At 76.3% G+C, this 19,149-nt stretch carries 15 protein-coding genes and 1 tRNA gene; 8 read left to right on the top strand and 8 right to left on the bottom strand.

Annotated features, from left to right (window positions below; translation table 11 throughout):
* Positions 1-246: 246 nt before the first annotated feature.
* The 3 genes from IF43_RS0107480 to IF43_RS0107490 form a co-directional block, all read right to left on the bottom strand.
* Entirely contained in the window at positions 247-2,757 is a 2,511-nt protein-coding gene (locus IF43_RS0107480; protein ID WP_030195749.1) for a hypothetical protein, read from the bottom strand.
* Positions 2,758-2,760: 3 nt separating this feature from the next.
* A tRNA-Trp gene (locus IF43_RS0107485) sits at positions 2,761-2,833 on the bottom strand.
* 138 nt (positions 2,834-2,971) lie between these two features.
* On the bottom strand, positions 2,972-3,559 hold the full coding sequence (locus IF43_RS0107490; RefSeq protein WP_030195753.1) for a helix-turn-helix domain-containing protein: 588 nt from the start codon (positions 3,557-3,559) through the stop codon (positions 2,972-2,974).
* 79 nt (positions 3,560-3,638) lie between these two features.
* Here IF43_RS0107490 and IF43_RS0107495 point away from each other — a divergent pair, with 79 nt between their 5' ends.
* Positions 3,639-5,498: a bifunctional NAD(P)/FAD-dependent oxidoreductase/class I SAM-dependent methyltransferase gene (locus IF43_RS0107495; RefSeq protein WP_199922688.1), complete on the top strand. Its 1,860-nt coding sequence runs from the start codon at positions 3,639-3,641 to the stop codon at positions 5,496-5,498.
* 84 nt (positions 5,499-5,582) lie between these two features.
* On the opposite strand, the gene IF43_RS0107500 is transcribed toward IF43_RS0107495, so the two are convergent.
* Positions 5,583-6,041, bottom strand: coding sequence for a lamin tail domain-containing protein (locus IF43_RS0107500; protein WP_030195758.1), 459 nt, complete (start codon positions 6,039-6,041; stop codon positions 5,583-5,585).
* A gap of 157 nt (positions 6,042-6,198) precedes the next feature.
* On the opposite strand from IF43_RS0107500, the gene IF43_RS43390 reads away from it, so the two are divergent.
* Both IF43_RS43390 and IF43_RS37840 read left to right on the top strand, forming a co-directional pair.
* Positions 6,199-6,792, top strand: a complete 594-nt coding sequence (locus IF43_RS43390; RefSeq protein ID WP_030195760.1) for a DUF6434 domain-containing protein — start codon at positions 6,199-6,201, stop codon at positions 6,790-6,792.
* A gap of 171 nt (positions 6,793-6,963) precedes the next feature.
* Entirely contained in the window at positions 6,964-9,537 is a 2,574-nt protein-coding gene (locus IF43_RS37840) for an FUSC family protein (protein WP_078909969.1), read from the top strand.
* Positions 9,538-9,585: 48 nt separating this feature from the next.
* Here the strand turns inward: IF43_RS37840 and IF43_RS0107515 are convergent, their stop codons facing one another.
* The gene (locus tag IF43_RS0107515) at positions 9,586-10,092 is read right to left on the bottom strand and encodes a nuclear transport factor 2 family protein (RefSeq protein ID WP_078909970.1); all 507 of its coding nucleotides are present in this window, start codon (positions 10,090-10,092) and stop codon (positions 9,586-9,588) included.
* 127 nt (positions 10,093-10,219) lie between these two features.
* On the opposite strand from IF43_RS0107515, the gene IF43_RS0107520 reads away from it, so the two are divergent.
* Positions 10,220-11,140 (top strand): LysR family transcriptional regulator, encoded by a 921-nt coding sequence (locus tag IF43_RS0107520; protein ID WP_051794841.1) that lies wholly within the window; start codon positions 10,220-10,222, stop codon positions 11,138-11,140.
* 149 nt (positions 11,141-11,289) lie between these two features.
* On the opposite strand, the gene IF43_RS0107525 is transcribed toward IF43_RS0107520, so the two are convergent.
* Positions 11,290-12,141, bottom strand: a complete 852-nt coding sequence (locus tag IF43_RS0107525; RefSeq protein WP_030195771.1) for a class I SAM-dependent methyltransferase — start codon at positions 12,139-12,141, stop codon at positions 11,290-11,292.
* 119 nt (positions 12,142-12,260) lie between these two features.
* On the opposite strand from IF43_RS0107525, the gene IF43_RS0107530 reads away from it, so the two are divergent.
* Both IF43_RS0107530 and IF43_RS36155 read left to right on the top strand, forming a co-directional pair.
* The gene (locus IF43_RS0107530) at positions 12,261-12,854 is read left to right on the top strand and encodes a TetR/AcrR family transcriptional regulator (protein ID WP_030195772.1); all 594 of its coding nucleotides are present in this window, start codon (positions 12,261-12,263) and stop codon (positions 12,852-12,854) included.
* A 169-nt stretch (positions 12,855-13,023) separates the two neighbouring features.
* Complete coding sequence (locus IF43_RS36155) at positions 13,024-13,821, top strand: DUF4232 domain-containing protein (protein WP_030195774.1); 798 nt, start codon at positions 13,024-13,026, stop codon at positions 13,819-13,821.
* 470 nt (positions 13,822-14,291) lie between these two features.
* Here the strand turns inward: IF43_RS36155 and gdhA are convergent, their stop codons facing one another.
* Positions 14,292-15,647, bottom strand: coding sequence for an NADP-specific glutamate dehydrogenase (gdhA, locus tag IF43_RS0107540; protein ID WP_030195776.1), 1,356 nt, complete (start codon positions 15,645-15,647; stop codon positions 14,292-14,294).
* A gap of 438 nt (positions 15,648-16,085) precedes the next feature.
* Complete coding sequence (locus tag IF43_RS0107545; protein WP_030195778.1) at positions 16,086-17,516, bottom strand: amidase; 1,431 nt, start codon at positions 17,514-17,516, stop codon at positions 16,086-16,088.
* 251 nt (positions 17,517-17,767) lie between these two features.
* Between IF43_RS0107545 and IF43_RS0107550 the strand changes: the two genes are divergently transcribed.
* Together IF43_RS0107550 and IF43_RS0107555 are read left to right on the top strand one after the other, a co-directional pair.
* The gene (locus IF43_RS0107550) at positions 17,768-18,355 is read left to right on the top strand and encodes a TetR/AcrR family transcriptional regulator (protein ID WP_030195779.1); all 588 of its coding nucleotides are present in this window, start codon (positions 17,768-17,770) and stop codon (positions 18,353-18,355) included.
* A gap of 376 nt (positions 18,356-18,731) precedes the next feature.
* The gene (locus IF43_RS0107555; RefSeq protein ID WP_030195781.1) at positions 18,732-19,133 is read left to right on the top strand and encodes a DUF4440 domain-containing protein; all 402 of its coding nucleotides are present in this window, start codon (positions 18,732-18,734) and stop codon (positions 19,131-19,133) included.
* Positions 19,134-19,149 lie beyond the last annotated feature (16 nt).

A 19,149-nucleotide genomic window follows, 5' to 3' on the forward strand; every position in this document is an offset into this window, starting at 1 on the left:
CCCCAAAGCCCCTGGGGTGGGCCTGCCGCTGGGGGTACCTCCCAGCGGTAGCTGGGGGAGGCCTGCAGGCCTCCCCTGTCAAGCGCCGAGGGGACCCACACACCACGGGGCGGCCCACGGAGCGAGCCCACCCCACCACCGGCCCCCACCCGCACGGCGCCCCACCGGAGACGGGCAGCAGCCCACCGGACACAGGCACCCCGCGCGCGCAGGGGGCAGCACCCGTCACGTCTCCCCGTTACCCACTCACGAATTGTCTGCGAACGGGTCCGCCCTGAGCCAATGCCGGCCCGTGGTCCAGCCCAGCAGCCGGCGGGCCCGCCCGCCGTCGGCCGTGCCGTCCGGTTCGAACCTCCCGCCCGCCGCAGCCCACCGCAGGCCGGCCAGCGCCGGCGCGAGCCGGGCTCCGACGTGCGCCGGCTGGCGGGCCGCCTCCGCCTCCAGCCGCGCCAGCACGTCCGCGCGCTCCTCCGCGCCGCACAGCGAGAGGTGGAACACCATGTGCCGCCACGCGTAGGCGGCGTCCTTGACGGTCGTCAGCGGCCACGGGTTGCCGTGCACCCGGGCCGTCAGCCGGCACACGGCGGTGAAGCACCGGAACGCCAGGTCCGCCCAACCCGGCTGCGGCGCGATGCCCGCGCGGGCGACGAGCACGGCCAGGTTGTGCGTGGTCAGGATCTGTGCCTGCTCGATGACCATGCCGTTGGCCGCCACCGACCGGACCGGCCACGACGCTCCGGACGTCCCGGACGAGCCGGACGCCCCCGACACCCCCGACACCCCCACCCCCGACACACGGGAGGCAGCGGCCCGCTCGTGGCACAGCCGTGCGAACCCCGGGGACGTACGGACCCCGTACCGGCTGAGGGAGGCCTCGGCCGCCTCCGCCACCGCGAGGTTGCGGACGGCCGCGTAGTCGATGCCGTAGTAGCGCTCGTAGACCGTGCCGCCGAGCAGCTCCGCGGCGATCCGGGCGGCGGCGAGGAACTTCGGGCCGAACGTACCCTCGAAGATGTCCGCGGCCAGCTCCTCCACCAGCGGCGCGCCGAGCTCCGCCTGCCGGGCCAGCACGCCCAGTTCGCGCACCAGGGGGTTGGGCAGCAGCGTGGCGGGAAAGCCCTGCACGGCCAGTTCGCCCAGCTGGCGCAGCACCGCCTCGGCGCGCGTCGGAACGGCATCGGCGGCGGACGCGTCGCGAGCGGCATGGCCGACGGCCGCGCCCGCCGCGCCGGGCGCCCGGCCACCGGACGTGCCGTCCACCGCGTCACCGTACGCCCCGGACCGGGCCGCCCCGGACCGGTCCGCCCCCGCACGGTGCCCGGCCGCAGCACGCACCCACGGCAGTTCCTCGATCCGCACCTGCCCCTGGAGGTTCAGCAGCAGCAGCGAACGGCGGTTGCGGAACGCCCGGTAGGTGGCCGCCATCAGCACGCGCAGGGCGGGGTCCGGGTACGCCTCGGCCGTCGTCACGGCGACGAGCTGCGGCACCAGCTCCGCGAGCACCTCGGCCGACGGGACCACGCCCCGCTCGACGAGCGTGCCCACCGGCGCGCTGAGCGCGGCGGCGACCACCCGGCGGAGGGCGTCGGGCACCTCGGTGCCGGTGGGCAGCCCCGTCACCGCCTCCTCGGCCGGCGTCACCGGGGCGACCGGCGCGCCGGTGTCGACGAGACCGGCGTCCTGGGGCAGCCCGGACAGGCGGCGCAGCACGAGCTGCGCCACGGCGTGGTGCGAGGGGAGCGCGGCCTGGGCCGCCTGGCGCGCGCGCAGCGCGGTGTGCGGGGCGGAGCCGGGCAGGCCCCGGCGGCGGACCATGGACTCCGCGGCGTGCCGCAGCATGCCGAGTCGGCGCGGCTCCAACGGCCGTCGGGCGACGACCTCTTCGAGGGCGCCGCGCAGGATGCCGAGGTTCTCCTTGGGGTTGCGGTGCTTGCCGCAGTGCGGGTGGGCGGCGGCCAGTTCGCGGTAGCGGCGCAGCAGCGCCCCGCCGCGCTCGTACCAGGCGCGGTCCGGGGTGCGGTCGAGCACCCGGCCGCCGGCGGGCGCGGTGTCGAGCCAGTGGGCGAGCAGGGCGTCGCCGAACGGCTGCCAGACGGTGAGCGCCTCCCGCTGGGCCTCGACGCCGGCGTGCGGGCGGCGCCGTGCGAGCGTGCCGCTGACCTCCGCGACGGTGCGGCGGTGCACCGCGGTCGGGTCGTGTACGGGGGCGCCGGCGGGGCGGGGGGTGAAGCGCAGCCGGTCGGCGAACGGCGCGAGCACGCCGACGAGTTCGAGGGCGGCGTCGGCGTCGCCGGCGCGCAGCAGCCAGGCGACGGTCAGGAGGGCGGCCTCCTCCGGCAGGGCCACCTCGTAGCGGCCGCTGTCCAGGAGGTCCCAGAGGCGGTCCAGGCCGGGCCGGGTGAGGGCGTGGCCGAACAGGTCCGCGCGGGTGGCGGGTACGCCGGCCTCGCGGGCGTACGCCTCCTCGTACGGCAGCAGCGGTCCGCCGGCGCTCGGGGCGCCCGTGGCGAAGCCGCCGCGGACGACCTCGGGCGTGACCCAGGCCGGGAGTCCGGCCACGGGGGTCCGGGAGCCGATCACCAGCCGGCCGTCGGCCGTACCCGCGAGCACCTCGCGCCACTGCCCGACCCGTTCGGCTGCCCGCCGGCGGACGGTCTCGTCCGCGTGGGTGCGGGCCGTCGTGGCCGCCCGGGCCAACTGCGCCTGGGCGTAGGGGTGGGCGGGATGCGGGAGCTGCTGGTCAGCGTAGGTGTCCATAAGCCGGCGTGGCAGGTCCTGCCCCTGCGCCCTCCGGGTCTGGAGCCCGGTGCTCTGGCTACTGAGCTACACGCCGATGCGGGAACGCTAGCCCGCCCGTCGCGGAGGGATCAACGCCTTTTCCCGTGCGAGCGCGAGGCGGGCGGTGTCGGCACGGGCGTGCCCCGTCCCGTACCGGCCGGGTCGGGGGCGGTCCTCGTGCCGGGTCCGGGAGTCACGGCCGGCGGGCGGACCTGGGCTTGGCGCGGACGTGCATGCGTTCGCCCTGGGGGCCGAAGAGGCTGAGGATCTCGACCGGGCCGTCGCCGGAGCTGCCGAACCAGTGCGGCAGGCGGGTGTCGAACTCGGCTGCCTCGCCGGGCTTGAGCACGATGTCGTGCTCCGCGAGGACCAGCCGCAGGGTGCCGCTGAGGACGTAGAGCCACTCGTAGCCCTCGTGGGTGCGCGGGTCGGGGTCGCGGCGGTCGGCGGGGATGACCATCTTGAAGGCCTGCGGGCCGCCGGCCTGCTGGGTCAGCGGCACGATGGTCGAGTCGCCGTGCCGGATGGGCCGCAGCGGGACCCGCGGGTCGCCCACCGGGGGTGCTCCGACCAGCTCGTCGAGCGGCACCTCGTACGCGCGGGCCAGGGGCAGCAGCAGCTCCAGGTTCGGCTTGCGCTCGCCGGACTCCAGGCGGGAGAGGGTGCTGGCGGAGATGCCGGTGGTCTCGGCGAGCCGGCTCAGGGTGAGGTCGCGCTTCTTGCGCAGGGCGCGCAGCCGGGGACCGACCGCGGCGAGCACGGCGGCGTCGTCGTTTGCCATATCGGCAAGGTTACTTTGCCGGAGCCGGGTGTCGGGCGCACCGTGGGCAGCAGCACCGACGAGCGGAAGGAGGCCCGGCATGCAGCGGGCGGAGCAGGGTCACGAGGACCACGGGCAGCACGGTCGGGGTCGGCAGCGGCACGAGGGCCACGGCCACGGGGGTCCCGGGGAGGGCGGCCGGGGCGGTCCCGGGGCCGTCCGCGGCGGTGCCGGGGGCGGCGGCCGGGGCGGGGCGGGCCACGTGCACGGTCAGCAGGGGAACGGCGACCACGGCGACCACGGCGATCGGGCCGGGGGCGCCGGGCCCGGTGCGGGCGACGGCGCCGACGGGGGACCGCGCGACGGGGTGTACGACGTGGTGGTGGTCGGCGGCGGCGCGGCCGGGCTCAGCGGCGCGCTGGCCCTCGCGCGGGCCCGACGCTCGGTCCTGGTCGTCGACGCCGGGGAGCCGCGCAACGCGCCCTCCGGCCACGTGCACAACTTCCTGACCCGGGACGGCACCCCGCCCGCCGAGCTGGCGGCGGCCGGTCGCGCCGAGGTGACCCGGTACGGGGGCCGGATCGTCGACGGACGGGTCACGGCGGTCGCCAAGGACGGCGACGGCTTCCTGGTCACCCCGGCGGACGGGGATCCCGTCCGGGCACGGCGGCTGCTGCTGGCCACCGGCCTCGCCGACCGGTTGCCGGACCTGCCGGGGCTGGCCGACCACTGGGGCGGCGACGTCCTGCACTGCCCGTACTGCCACGGCTGGGAGGTCCGGGACCTGCGCGTCGGGATCCTGGCGACCGGGCCGCTCGCCTGGCACCAGGCGGAGTTGTGGCGGCAGTGGACCCCGCACGTGCTGGTACTGCGGCACGGCGCGCCGGTACCGGTTCCGGAGCAGGCCGAGCGCCTGGCGGCCCGCGGGATCTTCGTCGTGGACGGGCCGGTCGCCGCGCTGGAGCGGGACGCCGAGGGCCGCCTGACCGGGGTGCGGACGGTCCCGGGCGAGACGGTGGCACTCGACGCGCTGGTGGTGGCCACGAGCCTCGACGCCCACGTCGAGCTGGCCGAGTCCCTGGGCCTGGAGGTGGTCGACGTGGCCGTGGCCGGCAGCGTGATCGGCAGCCAGGTGGCCGCCGACGCCCTCGGGGCGACGGACGTGCCCGGCGTGTGGGTGGCCGGCAACGTGGCCGACGTGCAGGCGCAGGTGGTCACCGCGGCCGCGATGGGCCTGAAGGCCGGGGCGGCCATCAACGCCGACCTGGTCGCCGAGGACACCCGCGCGGCCGTCGGGGTGTACCGGGAGCGGATCGGCGAGACGTTCAGCAAGGAGGGGTGGGAGGAGCGCTACCGGGCCAAGTCCGCGCTGTGGAGCGGCCGCCCCAACCCCCAGCTGGTCGCCGAGGTGGCCGCCCTCGAGCCCGGCCGGGCGCTCGACGTGGGCTGCGGCGAGGGCGCGGACGCGCTCTGGCTGGCCGGGCGGGGCTGGCGGGTGACCGCGGTGGACATCTCCGCCACGGCGCTGGAGCGGGCCGCGGCGCACGTCGCGGAGGCGGGCGCGGAGGTCGCGGAGCGGATCGTGTTCACGCGGGCCGACCTGTTGGAGGAGCCGCCGGCGGAGGGGGCGTACGAGCTGGTCTCCGCGCAGTTCATGCAGCTGCCGGGGGAGCTGCGCACGGAGATGTTCCGGCGGCTGGGCGCCGCGGTGGCGCCGGGCGGCACCCTGTTGGTGGTCGGCCACCACCCGTGGGACCTGCGGTCCGGCGCGGGGCCGCGGCTGTTCCCGGACATGCTGTACACGCCCGAGGCGGTCGTCGCCGGCCTCGACCCCGCGGAGTGGGACGTGCGGGTCTGCGAGAGCAGGCCGCGGACGGTGCAGGACGCCGACGGCAACGACGCGACCCTGCACGACGCGGTGGTCGTCGCCCGGCGACGCGGAGCCGGGGACGGCGCCTGACGCGCGCACCGGGCGCCTGCGGCCGATCGCGGCGCGGGGCCCGGCGGGGCCGGCCAGTGGCGGCCGGCCCCCGGCCGGGGCGGCTCAGTGGCAGCTGGTCCAGCCGCGGCCGTTGGCGCGCCAGGAGCAGCTGTCCTTCCTGGCACCGCCCGGGGCGAGGAGGTTCACCGAGCCGCTGGAGTTGTTGAACCAGTAGTTGTTCTTCTTGCGGTAGACGTGGGCGGCGGTGTCGGTGCCCTGGCCGTTGTGCAGCCGGACCGTCCTGCCCGCGCCGAGCGTGAACGAGCGGAAGGTGTAGAGGAAACCGGAAGCGGTCTTCACCGTGTAGCCGGTGAGCCGGACGGCGGACCGGCTGTTGTTGTGCAGGTCCACGTACTCCGCGTTCAGCTTCGCGTTCGTACGCGGCAGGTCGGCGCCCGGACCGTCGAACTGGAGCGCGCCGAAGTGCAGTCCGGCCTGGTGCGTCGCGGCGCCCGCCGACGGAACGGCGAGTGCGGTGACGGCGGCGACGGCGCCCGCGACGAAGACAGCGGCCTTTCTCAAGGCTTCCCCTCCCAAGTGCGAATGACGAAGCCCCCGCCCGCGGTTCACCGCGTAGAAGCGGAGGCGGCGTCATCATCACACAGTCATATGAGCGATGGGGGCGACTCGGGCATTTCCGTGAACGTTGAACGGGATCGGGTGGCCCTACGATGGGAACATGCGTACGAACGACGAGTCCGGGGCGCGACCCGCCCTCAGCCGCGCCCTGACCGGCGACGAACTGGCACGCTGGTACTGGACCCTGGCTGAGCTGACCGCGTTCGCCCGGGACCTCGGCGTCCCGCGCGGCGGCGGCAAGGAGGCGCTCACCGAGCGGCTCCGCGCCGCCCTGGACGGCGCCCCGCCCGCCCTGGTCGGCGCCCAGCCCGCCGCGGCCGGCGCCCGCCGGGCCCGGGGCACGGGGCGGCAGCTGGCCGCGCCGGTCGACGGCACGAGCGTGATCCCCGAGGGTCAGCGGTGCAGTCAGGTGCTGCGGGAGTTCTTCCGCCGCGAGATCGGGCCGGCGTTCCACTTCGACGCCTTCATGCGGCAGTTCGTCGCCGAGGGCGCGGGCCTGACGCTGGCGGACGCCGTCGCGCACTGGCACGCCACGCGCGCGGAGGCGGCCCGCCCGCAGGAGATCGGTGCGCAGTTCGAGTTCAACCGCTTCCTGCGCGAGTGGCACGCCGCGCACCCGGACGGCCCCCGCGCCGAGGCCGTGCGCGCCTGGCAGGACCACCGCTCCCGCCCCCGCGACCCCGGACCGGGCTGACCGGGCGGCCCGGCACCTCCACGTCCACCTCCACGTCCACGTCCACGTCCACGTCCACGTCCACGTCCACGAGCACGATCCCGCGCCGGGCGGACGACCCGCAGGTGGGAGCGGTGTTCGTCGTGGTCGACCCGGCGTGCCGGAAGCCCCGGTGTACGTGATGCTGGTGAGGTGGGTGGTGTCGGCGGGGGCCGCATTCCGAGTGCCTACGCCGGTGCGGCGCGGCGGGCGGTGCGGATCGCGCTGGTCGCCTCGGCCGGGTTCTACGCGTTCCTGTACGGCCTGGACCGGCCGGTGGCGGCGACGTACGCGCTGTTCGGCTCGGTGTCCCTGGCGGGGCTGTCGCGGATCCCGGGCACGGGCCCGCAGCGGGCGGCCCAGCTGGTGCGGCTGCTGCCGGTGTGCTGGCTGCTGGTCGTCATCGGCACGTACCTGTCGGTACGGACCTGGACCGCGGTCGTCGGGATGCTGGTCATCGGCTTCGTGCTGACCTTCGTCGCCGTGGGCGGGCCCCGGCTGGCGGGGGCCGGGCCCGGCCTGCAACTGCTGTACATCCTGCCCTCCTTCCCGCCCTACGACCCTGACTCCCTCGGCGACCGCCTGCTGGGCACGACCGTCGGGCTCGTGCTGCTGATCCTGGCCGAGGCGCTGGTCTTCCCGGAGCCGCGGCCGGCCTCCTACCCGGAGCGCGCCGCCCGCGCCCTGGAGACGGCCGCGGACTGCGCGCACCGGCTGTCCGGTCCGCCGTACGCGCTGCCGGCGGACTCCGTGCGGGCGGCCCAGGACGCCGGCACCTCGCTGCGCGCCCTGCGGGTGCCGGAGGCCGAGCGGCCGGCCGGTCCCGGCGTGCGGGAGCGCGCCCGGGCGCACACCGGTCTGGCCACCCGGACCCTGTTGGCCCGGCTGGCCCGACTGCCCGCGATCCCGCCCGGCCGGGACCCCGTGGGCTCCGGTACCGAGGTCCTGGGCTCGGTGGCCGCCGCGGCGGCGGACGCGGCCGCCCGGCTGCGGTCCGGGGCGGCCCCGGGGGCGACGTACGAGGCCCTGCGGGCCGCGCGCGAGTCCCTGGCAGACCGGCCCCCGTCGCCCGGCTCGGTGCCTGCGGCGGCGCTGCGCCGGGAGGCGGCCGTACTGGAGGTGGCCGACACCGCGCTGACCGCGGCGACGGCCGCCGACTTCGCGGTACGGGGCCGGGCCGCGGCGGTGGAGCGGCCCGCGGCGGACCGGCTGCCGGCGAGCCTGACGTCACCGGACCGGTTCTGGTACGCGGGCATGCGGGCGCCGGCGCTGTGGTGGCACCGGCTCTCCGGGCACGCCGGGCGGCGGTCGGTGTTCTTCCAGAACGCCGTGCGGATCAGCCTCGCGTTGGCGGCGGCCCGCCTGGTGGCCGGCGTGGACACGCTGCCGCACGGCTTCTGGGCGATGCTGGCGGCCCTGACGCTCACCCGGACCACGGTCGGCGAGACCTGGCGCACGGTCCGGGTGGCGCTGGCGGGCACGCTGATCGGCGTGACGGCCACGGCCGCGCTGCTGACGGCGGCCGGCGGGGACACCACCGTCTACGCGGCCGTACTGCCGGTGCTGTTGCTGGTGACGTTCACGCTGGGGCCGGTGCGTGGGGTGGGCTGGGCCCAGGCGTTCTTCTCGATGACGGTGGCCACGGTGTTCGCGCAACTCGCGACCGCCGACTGGCACCTGGCCGAGTTCCGGCTGCTGGACGTGCTGATCGGCAGCACGATCGGATGCGTCTTCGGCCTGCTGGCCTGGCCGCGGGGCGCCCACGACGAGCTGCGGCGGGCGGGGGCGGGGCTCCTGCGCCGGGCGGCCGAGATCGTGGTCGCCACGACGGCCTCGCTGGCGGCGGAGGCGGGCGCGGGCGGGGCCGGGGCGGACGGCACGGACCTCGGGACGGTGACGGCGGGCGCGGCGACGGGGACGGCGGGCGCGGCGACGGGGACGGTGGGCGCGGCGACGGGGACGGGGACGGCGGCCCCGGTCCGCGGGGCGCCGCCCTCCGCGGGGGTCCGCGGGGCGCCCTCCGCGGGGACCGCGGTCGGGGTGGCCACGGCGCGGGCGGGTCCGGCGGCGGCAAGCTCCGCGGTCGCCCGGACCGGACCCCCCTCCGGTGCCCGCGAGACGCCGGCCGGGGTCTTCGGGCGCCGGTCCCTGACCCGGGCCGTGGTCCTCGCGGAGTCGGCCTACGCCCAGTTCGCCAGCGAGACGCCGGCCTTCGGCGGCGCGGCCCCCGGGACGGCGACGGGTCCGGGTACGGCCGCCGGAAGTACGGCCGGCGCGGCGGCCGGGCCGCAGCCCCGGACGCAGCCCCGGCCCGAGCCGCTGCCCCAGCCCGAGCCGCCGATCCCGCCCGAGCCGCCGACCCTGCCCGAGCCGCTGACCCTGCCCGGGACCGACTGGCAGGCCGCACTCATGGCGGGCCACCACACGCTGTGGGGGGCCGGCCGGTTGACGGCGGCGGTCGCCGTGCCGCCGCTGTCCGGTCCGGCGGCCGAGGCGCTGACCCGGCTGGGCGACCGGGTGGCCGGGCGGATGCTGCTGGTCAGCGCCGCCCTCGATCCCGGCGGCGACACCCCGTCCGCCCCGGTCCCCCTGCGCGACCCGGCCTTCGACGGCTTCGCGGCCGAGCCGCCCGGGGCACCACGGCTGTACTACGCGGCCGTGTCCTGGCTCGACACCCTCATGACCGACCTGGAGCGCGTCGTCGGCGGCCCCGACCGCGCCGCGTGAGCGCCCCGCCGTCCGCGACCGCCCGCGCGCCGCACACGTGCGGCCGGCTCACTCCCCCTCCGCGGGCCGGGTCTCGAAGTGGAAGACCTTGGCGATGACCTGCCAGCGCCCGTCCAGCAGGAGCAGGGTCAGGAAGTCGGTGTACCGGCGCGGCCCCATCGAGCACTCCACGCGGGCGAGCGCGGTCACGGGCCCGGCGAACTCCACCGACACCACCAGGTCCCGCCGTGCCTCCCGGCGCGCGGCGGGCGGCTCCCGGGCATCCACCAGCGGGAAGTACTCGGGCATGGTCAGCCGCAGCAACACGCCCTCGGTGGCGGTGGCGTAGACGGCCTCGGGGTGGAACACCCCGGCCAGTGCGGCCGTGTCGCCGTGGTGGAGGCCGTCGAAGTAGGCGGCCAGCACCCGTCGTACCGCCGCGTCCGCCTCGCCGGTCGCCACCGCGTCGACCGGGGAGGCGGTGACCACCGGGTCGACCGGGGTGGCGGCGACGCCGGTGGTGGCGGCGGTTGCGACGGCGGCCCCGGCGGCGGGCGGGGGCGTGGTGGTCGGCATGGGAACGCTCCTGGTCTCGTGGGCCGTTCGGCCGGCACCGAGTGGCGTCCGGGCCGGTGGTCCGACGCTACGGGCGGGCGGCCCATCACACCACGACGAAGATCGGAGCCTGACATAATCCGGGCTTATGAAAGCCGAGGTGGACCTGCGCGACCTTGAACTGCTGTCCGCCACCGCGGACGCGGGCACCCTGACGGCCGCGGCCGAACGCCTCTACGTGAGCCAGCCCGCGCTCAGCCAGCGGCTCACCCGGCTCGAGGACCGGCTCGGCATGCCGCTGTTCGACCGCCGCGGCCGCAGGCTGGTCCCGAACGCGGCCGGCCGGCGGATGCTCGTCGCCGCCCGCCGGGTGCTGGGCGAGTTGGAGTCGGCCGCCCGGGACCTGGACGAGATGCGCGAGGGGCGCGAGCGGTACGTGCGGTTCACGGCCCAGTGCAGCACCACGTACCAGTGGCTGCCGCCGGTGCTGCGCGCCTTCCGCGCCCGGCACCCGGACGCTGAGGTCCGCATCGAGCAGGTGGCCGACGACGCTCCCGTGCCGGCGCTGCTGGCGGACCGGGTGGACGTCGCGCTGGTCACCAAGCCGGACCGGGAGGCGGACCGGGTCAGCCTGACCCGGCTGTTCGAGGACGAGATGGTGGCCGTGGTGCCGGCCGGGCACCCGTGGGCGGGTCGGGACCACGTCGCCGCCGAGGACCTCGCCGACGCCCGCCTCCTGCTCTACGACGTGTACGACCAGAGCCGGATCCCCTCGGTCCCGCTGCCCCTCCCCCACGGCTCCCGGCCCGCCCGCGTCACGACCGTGCCGGTGCTCACCGACGTGCTGGTCGAGCTGGTGGCCGGCGGCCAGGGGGTCACCGTGCTACCCCACTGGGTGGCCGCCCCGTACGCCGCCCCGCGGGGCCTGGCCCTGGTTCCGTTCGGCCCGGAGCCGCTGACCCGCACCTGGTACGTCGCCACCCGGCGCGGTCCGCGGACACCGCACCTGGCGGCGTTCGTGGCGGAGTTGACCGCCGCGCTGGGAACCGGGTCCGACCGACCCGCCTGACCTACCCCCGTGACCGACCCGCCTGACCGACCCCCGTGACCGACCCGCCAGCCCCGACCCGCGTGTCCGACCGGCCCGCCCGACCGGCGTGTCCGACCGGCGTGTCCGACCGGCGTGTCCGACCTGCCTGCCCGACGGCCCGCCCTCACTCAGCCTTCCGCGACGGCGCCCGTCAGGAGCCAGCCCGTGGCGCGCAGCCGTACGACGCCGCCCGCCTCGTACGGCCGCAGCTCCTCGACGAGCCGGGCCCGTACGCGGTCGTGCGCGGCGGAGTCCACCCGGGCCGTCAGATGGCGGCCGGGCCCGCTGTCCAGCAGGAAGTCGGCGGCCTCGCGGGCGTCGCTCCCCCAGGTGCCGTACGCCGTCACGTGCTCGGCCCGTACGTCGCGCAGGCCCGCGGCGTCGAGCAGCGCGGCGCCGGCGCCCTCGGCGGCGAGGGAGAACATGCCGGGCCCGCCGGGCCGCCCGAGGCCCTCGAGCGGGAGCAGGTCTCCGAGGGCGGCCAAGGCCGTCAGCCATGCGTTGCCCGCCGGCTCGGCGGCGCAGAGCAGGGCGACGCGGCCACCCGGCCGCAGGGCGCCCGCGATGTTCGCGAACGCGGCGGTGGGATCGGCGAAGAACATGACGCCGAAGCGGCTGACGGCCACGTCGAAGGCGCCCGGCGGCAGGGGGTGGACCTGCGCGTCGCCCTGCTCGAAGCGGACGGTGCCGAGGCCCGCCCGCGCCGCGGTCGCGCGGGCGCGCTCCAGCATCGGCGCCGACAGGTCGAGGCCGAGGGCGCTGCCGTCGGGTCCGGCGGCTCGGGCGGCCAGCCGGGTGGTGGCCCCGGCGCCGCAGCCGATGTCGAGGACGCGCTCACCGGGGGTGATGGCCGCGGCGTCCATCAGGGGCTGGTCGAACCCCGCGTTGACCGCGTCCCAGCGGTCCTGGTGGGCGGCCCAGTGGGCGCCCTCGTAGCCGTTCCAGGCCTGCGCCTGGGCGGTGTTGGCGATCTCGGGCATGGACGGACCTCCCGCGTGTGGGCGTACGGAACTGCGCTCCACCCCGATAGAATGGGCGCACGCCCAAACACTATGGGCGCTTGCCCATACTTGCAATCCCCGTTCCCCGGAGGGACTTGATGTCACCACGCGGAGTAGCCATCCCCGACCTGCGCGAGCGGCTGTTCGACGCCGCGGAGCGCGTGCTGGCCCGGGACGGAGCCGCCGGCCTGACCAGCCGGGCGGTCACGGCCGAGGCCGACTGCGCCAAGGGGGTGCTGCACACGCACTTCGCGGGGCTCGACGAGTTCGTGGCCGAGCTGGTGCTGGACCGCTTCGGCCGCTCGGCGCGGGTGGCGGCGGCCCTGCCCGCGGAGGCCGGCCGGGGCACGGTGGCGGCCCACCTCCTCGCGCTGGCCTCGGCGGTGCTGTCCCTCGACCCGGGCGTCGTCGGTCTCGCCGTCACGCGTCCGGTGGCGGCCGCACGGGTGCGCGAGGCATGGGCGGCCGGCGCCCCCGGGTTCGACGCGATCCAGGCGTCCGTGGAGGCGTACCTGGTGGCCGAGCGGGACCTCGGGCGGACACCTGCGGACCTGGACGTCGGCGCCGTGGCACTGGCCCTGGTGGGAACGCTCCACCACCTGCTGATGACCGGCCGCCCCGACGCGCCCCCGCCCGTCGAGCAGGTCGAACGCCTGGTCGGGGCGCTGGTCGTACGGCCCGGAGCGAACTGACCGGCCCCGCAACGTACCGCGGGCCGGCCGCGGGAACCCCGTCGGATCATGAACGCGTCACAGAATCGCCACAGCGCGCCGCCCCGGGAACCCCTCCCCCGTCCGGCACCGTGTCCCCGGACGCGAGTGCCGGCGCGAGACCGGTCGCGACAACCTCGGGGAGCTCCCAATGCAGTACACAGCAGGTATCGGCCGGACGGCGGCGGCACTGGTCACGGCGGCCGCGGCCGCCGCCCTCATGACGGGCTGCACGCCGGCCGGCGACGACGGCGCGAGCGACGCGCCCTCGACCCCGCCGGCGGCGAGCGGCCCGGCGAAGCCGACGGCCACCGCGGGCTCGACCGCGGGCTCGACCGGGGGCTCGACCGGGGGCAGCGGCGGTTCCACCGGAGGCTCCACGAGCGGGGGTTCGGCGGGCACGTCGGGAGGGTCCTCGGACGGCGGCTCGACCTCCGGCGGCAGCACGGGCGGGACCGGGGGCACCGGCGGCTCGGGGGGCACCGGCGGGACCGGGGGCGGGGCCAAGCCCTGCGGCGTGGACGACATCGAGGTCTCCGAGGCCCGCCAGGCCGAGAACCGCCCGGACGGCACCGGTACCGGCGCCGCGATCGTGTCGGTGACGAACACCTCCTCCCACACCTGCACCCTGCGCGGCTTCCCGACCGTCGCGGGCGCCGGCAACGGCTCCCCGGACAAGAACCGCCCGCTCGCCGTCACCCGGAGCGGTACGGCGGCCAAGGTCCCGCTGGCCCCGGGTGGCAGCGCCTGGACCAAGCTCACCTTCGTCCAGGTCCAGGGCGAGGCCGACGGGTACTGCGTCTCGGGCGCGACGCCGTCCAGCTACCCGACGATCGTCCTGGGCGTCCCGGACGCCGGCAAGCACCAGATCGCCATGGTCGACGGGGTCTTCGCGGAGTGCGACGACACCGTGACCGTCACCGCGTTCTCCTCCGTGAAGCCCTCCTGACCGTCGATGCCCCCGGCCCGTCCGGCCCCGCCCGGCGCACCGTCGGGTCCGGGGTCGGATTCGCTGTCGGCCATCCGGCCATCGTGCCGGGCGCCGGCCGCAGGGTGCGCGGAGCGGGTCCGGTCCCGGCGCGGCGATCGCGTGACCCCCTGGTGGGTCATCCGGCGTGCGCGGGGGCGCGCGGACGGGCATGGTCGTTCCAGAGGCCCTGCCGCGGTTCTTCCCCTCGTACGCGGCGGGCCGGCCGTGCCGTCGGCGCCGAAACCCCGAGCGGGGCCGACGGCACATCTCATGCGTCCGCCCGGAGCGGCCGTAAGGACGAGGACACGGGTCGCGGTCCCCACATGGGCTCGGGGACGAACCACATCGACCGAGCGCGAAACGACCTCCGGTCCGCACGAGCAACCCCACCACCGTCCGGCGGCGCCGGGTCCGGGAGCCGCCGGACCCGGGCGCCGAAGGACGGTCGCTCAGACGAGCCCCTGGGCCAGCATCGCGTCGGCCACCCGCTCGAAACCGGCGATGTTGGCGCCGGTGACGTAGTCGCCGGGGGCGCCGTACCGCTCGGCCGTCTCCCAGCAGGTGTGGTGGATGTCCTGCATGACCGTGGCGAGTTCGCTCTCCACCCGCTCCTTCGACCAGACGTCGCGGCCGCTGTTCTGGCGCATCTCCAGCGCGCTGACGGCCACGCCGCCCGCGTTGGCGGCCTTGCCCGGACCGAAGGCCACACCCGCCTCCCGCAGGACCCGTACGGCGTCCGGCGTGACGGGCATGTTCGCGCCTTCGGACACGGCCTTGACGCCGTTGCGCACGAGGGACCGGGCGGCCTCGGCGCCGAGCTCGTTCTGGGTCGCGGAGGGCAGGGCGAGGTCGGCGGGGACGTCCCAGACCGAGCCGCCGGGGACGAAGGTCGCCGAGGTGCCGCGCCGCTTCGCGTAGTCCTCGACCCGGCCGCGCTCGACCTCCTTGATCTGCTTGAGGAGTTCGAGGTCGATGCCCTTGTCGTCCACGACGTAGCCGCTGGAGTCGGAGACGGTCAGGGCGCGGGCGCCCAGCTGGTGGAGCTTCTCGACCGTGTAGATGGCCACGTTGCCGGAGCCGGAGACGACGGCCTGCTGGCCCTCCAGGTCCTCGCCGCGCTGGCGGAGCATCTCGGCCGTGAAGAGCACGTTGCCGTAACCGGTGGCCTCGGTGCGCGCGTTGGACCCGCCCCAGCCGACGCCCTTGCCGGTCAGCACTCCGGCCTCCCAGCGGTTGGTGATGCGGCGGTACTGGCCGAAGAGGTAGCCGATCTCGCGCCCGCCGACGCCGATGTCGCCGGCCGGAACGTCGGTCCGGTCGCCGATGTGCCGGTACAGCTCGGTCATGAACGACTGGCAGAAGCGCATGACCTCGGCGTCCGATCGGCCGTGCGGGTCGAAGTCGCTGCCGCCCTTCCCGCCGCCGATGCCGAGGCCGGTGAGGGCGTTCTTGAAGATCTGCTCGAAGCCGAGGAACTTCACGATGCCGAGGTTGACGGTGGGGTGGAAGCGCAGGCCTCCCTTGTAGGGGCCCAGGGCGCTGTTGAACTCCACCCGGAAGCCGCGGTTGACGTGGGTCCGGCCGCGGTCGTCCTGCCACGGCACCCGGAAGAGCACCTGCCGCTCCGGTTCGACGATCCGCTCGACCAGCGCGGCCTCGGCCACCTCGGGGCGGGCGGCAAGGACCGGCGCCAGGGTCTCCAGCACCTCCCGCGCCGCCTGGTGGAACTCCGGCTCGGCCGGATTGCGGCGGACCACCTCCGCGTGCACGGCTGCGAGTCTGTCCTGCGCGGATGCTGAAGTCATGACAATCCCTTCTCGGACCTGCGTCTGTCGAGTGATCGTCCGTACAGCCTGCCCGATGGAGGGGGTGCGGCACGAGATCACTCCGCACAGAGAACACCCCCCACCGCCGAGAGGTTGCTGCACCACGTCCCGGTCCCGACCACCGCCCTAGCACGGCCCCACCACCGCCCGCCCGGGCGACCCGGCCGCCGCGTGGTGCGTGTGGGGGGAGGCGGGCGACAGGGGTGGCGGGCTGGTCCGGCGGCAGGCCCGGGCCAGGGGTGCACGAGGCCCCCGACGCCGGCCGGGTTGACGGCCCTCCGGGCCCAGACCGAACGAACTGGACTGATCCAGAACGAACGTGACTGAATTCAACGAATCGCAATCAACCGGACCAGCCCGCACCGAACCAGCCCCGATCGAAGCTCGACCCGTCCCGCCCCGGAGGTCGACCGCGCCCTAAGGCCCGACCGGCGTGACCGGAGTCAGCACCCCCACCCGCGCCTCGACCTCGGCCGCCGCCGCCAGGCACAGGTCCTCGCGGAACGGCCGGCCCACGAGCTGCACCCCCGTCGGCAGCCCGTCGGCCATACCGGTGGGGACGGCGACCGCCGGCAGCCCCGCGAAGCTCGTCGCCGTGCACAGCCGCATCGCCGACGCGACCCGGTCGCGGCCGGCCCGGTCCCGGGACTCCAGGCCGGGTTCGACCGGCGGCTCGGTGAACACCGGACCCAGCAGCAACGGATACGCGTCCAGGAACTCGGCCCACGAGCGCCGGATGCCCAACCAGGTCCCCATCAGTCGCATCACCTCGGCGCCGGTCGGGGGCGCCGCGTCCGCCATCACCATGCCGATGTACCGGTCACCGCCCGGCCCGAGCAGGCTGCGGACGACCGGCCAGCTCGGCGCGAACTCGGCGAGCGTGATTCCCATGTACGCCTCCAGGGTCTCGTCGAGCCGCGGTACGTCCGCCACTTCGCGGACGTCGTAGCCAGCGTCGGCCAGCGCCTCGGCGGCGACGGCCACGGCGGCGGCGATCGACGGGTGGACCCCGCGCCCGCCCGGGTCCGCGACGACGGCCACCTTCAGCGGCCCCGCGAGCGGTTCGCCGTACGTCGGCACGGGCACGGTCCACGGATCGCGCGGGTCGGGCCCGGCCAGCGCCTCGTACGCGATCTTCAGGTCTGCCACCGTCCGGGCCAACGGGCCGTCGGTGACCAGCAGTTGCGACGCCGGGCCGGGGTCGTCCGGGCCGAACACGCGGCGGTCGGCGGGGAACCGGCCCGGGGTGGGCTTGAGGGCCGCCACCCCGCAGAACTGGGCGGGGACCCGGACGGATCCGCCGGAGTCGTTGCCCAGTCCCAGCGGGGCCATACCCGTGGCGACGGCCACCGCGTCGCCACCGCTGGTGCCTCCCGGCGTGCGGCCGGCGTCCCAGGGATTGAGCGTGTCGCCGTACAGCTCGCTGCGGGTGTGCATGCCCGCCAGGACGAGCGTGGGCATGTTGGCGTGCCCGATCGGTACGGCGCCGGCCGCGCGCAGCCGGGCCACGGGCGGGGCGTCGGCCGCCGCCACGTGGTCACGGAAGCGGGGCGAGCCGAAGGTGGTCGGCACGCCCTCGACGGGCGTGGTCTCCTTCACCGTGAACGGCACCCCGGCGAGCGGCCCCAGCGCCGCACCCGCCGCCCGGGCGCGGTCGGTGGCGGCGGCGTCCTCACGGGCCCGGTCCGCGAAGAGCTGCGTGACAGCGTTGACGCGCGGGTTGACCTCCGCGATGCGCTCCAGATGGCTGTCGACGAGCTCGACGGCCGTGACCTCCCCCGTGCGGACCGCGGCCGCCTGGGCCCCGGCCGACAACTGCCACAGCGTCTCCCGCCGGGTCGTCCGCATGATCATTTCCGTTCCCCTCCGCCGGCGCCGCCACGGCCTTTCCGATGCAGGCGCATCGGAACAGTAGACTGAGATCCGATGCGAGCGCATCGAATAAACGAGTGACGCCGTCCGAGCCAGTGACGGGCGCCCGAACGAGTGACGTCCACCGAACGGGCGCGGCGACCGAACGGGCGACGGCGACCCACCCGGTGACGGCGGGGCGCGAGGAGCGGACGCCGTGCCGCGTGCGCGGGGAGGGGACGGACCGGGTGCCGAAGCAGGTGGACCACGAGGCGCGCCGACGGGCGATCGCCGAGGCCGTGTGCCGGCTGGCCGACGAGAGCGGACTGGAAGGAGTCACCCTGCGCGACGTCGCGGCGCGCGCACAGGTGTCGATGGGCGCGGTCCAGCGGTGCTTCCGCACCAAGGAGGAGATGCTCGTCTTCGCCCTCGGGTACGTGGGCGAACGCGTCGCCGACCGGGTGCGCGCCCGGCTGCTGCGCAGTCCCGCCCAGTCGGCCGGCACGGCGCTCGGGCACGCGGCGACCGAGGTCTCGCTGCTCCGGCAGGAGCACCGGGCGGAGGCCCGGGTGTGGCTCGCCTTCCTCGCGCAGGCGGCGGTCAGCGAACCACTGGCCGTGCTCCTGCGGGCCAACTACGCGGCGCTGGAAGACGTGTTCACGGGACTGGTGGCGGAAGCGACCGCGCCGACGGCCGATGCGGACGCCCGTCGCGCGGCCCGCACCCTGCTCGCCCTCGCGGACGGCCTCACCGGCCACGTCCTGGTCGGCCACCTGACCCCGGAGGCGGCCCACGAACTCCTGGACTCCCACCTCGCCGCCCTGCTGCGCACCTGACCGCGGCCGGGACCCGACCCCGGCCGGCCCCGGCCGCCCCGGCCGCCAGAAGCGACGAGAAGCGCAAGAAGCGCCCCGGAGCAGCCGCCAGCCCGCAGCCCCGGGGTGACGACGTCGGCCCGGCTGGTCGCGGGTGCCGGGCCGCAGATGAAGGGGCCCTTCAGCGGGCGCAGCGCCCGGTCGGTGGCGACGCGGCAGGGCCACCAGGTCCAGCGCGGTCACCATCAGGCCGGCCGTGCCGTCCGTGACGCCGAGTCCGGCCGCGACGGGCGACAGCAGGCCGACCGGGAGGAGCTCGGAGGGCGTAGTCCCCCGTCGACCGCGCCCCGGACGTCCGACGCCCGGCCCTTCGAGAGGCCGTGTTACTGTCGCGCCCATGTCGCCCAAGGCCGAAATAGACGCGCTGACCGCCGAGTTCTTCGGTGCCTTCGACAACCGCGGCGGCGGGGCCGCCGACGTGGCGCGGATCCGCGGGCTGATGGTCCCGGGCGGCGTGATCGTCGTGACCGGTCCGTCGTACCGGGTGTACGGCGTGGAGGAGTTCATCGAGCCGCGCGAGCGGCTGCTGGGCGAGGGCCGGCTGGTCGAGTTCTCGGAGTGGGAGACCTCCGAGCGGACCGAGATCGCTGGCGACATCGCCTCCCGCTTCGGCGAGTACCGCAAGTCCGGGCTGCTGGACGGCGAACCGTACGAGGGCTCGGGCTCGAAGGCCTTCCAGTTCGTCCGCACCCCGGCCGGCTGGCGCATCGCCGCCTTCTCCTGGTACGACCACGCCTGACGCCCCGCGCACGCCA

This window comes from Streptomyces sp. NRRL S-87 (assembly GCF_000719335.1).
Taxonomy (GTDB): Bacteria; Actinomycetota; Actinomycetes; order Streptomycetales; family Streptomycetaceae; genus Streptomyces.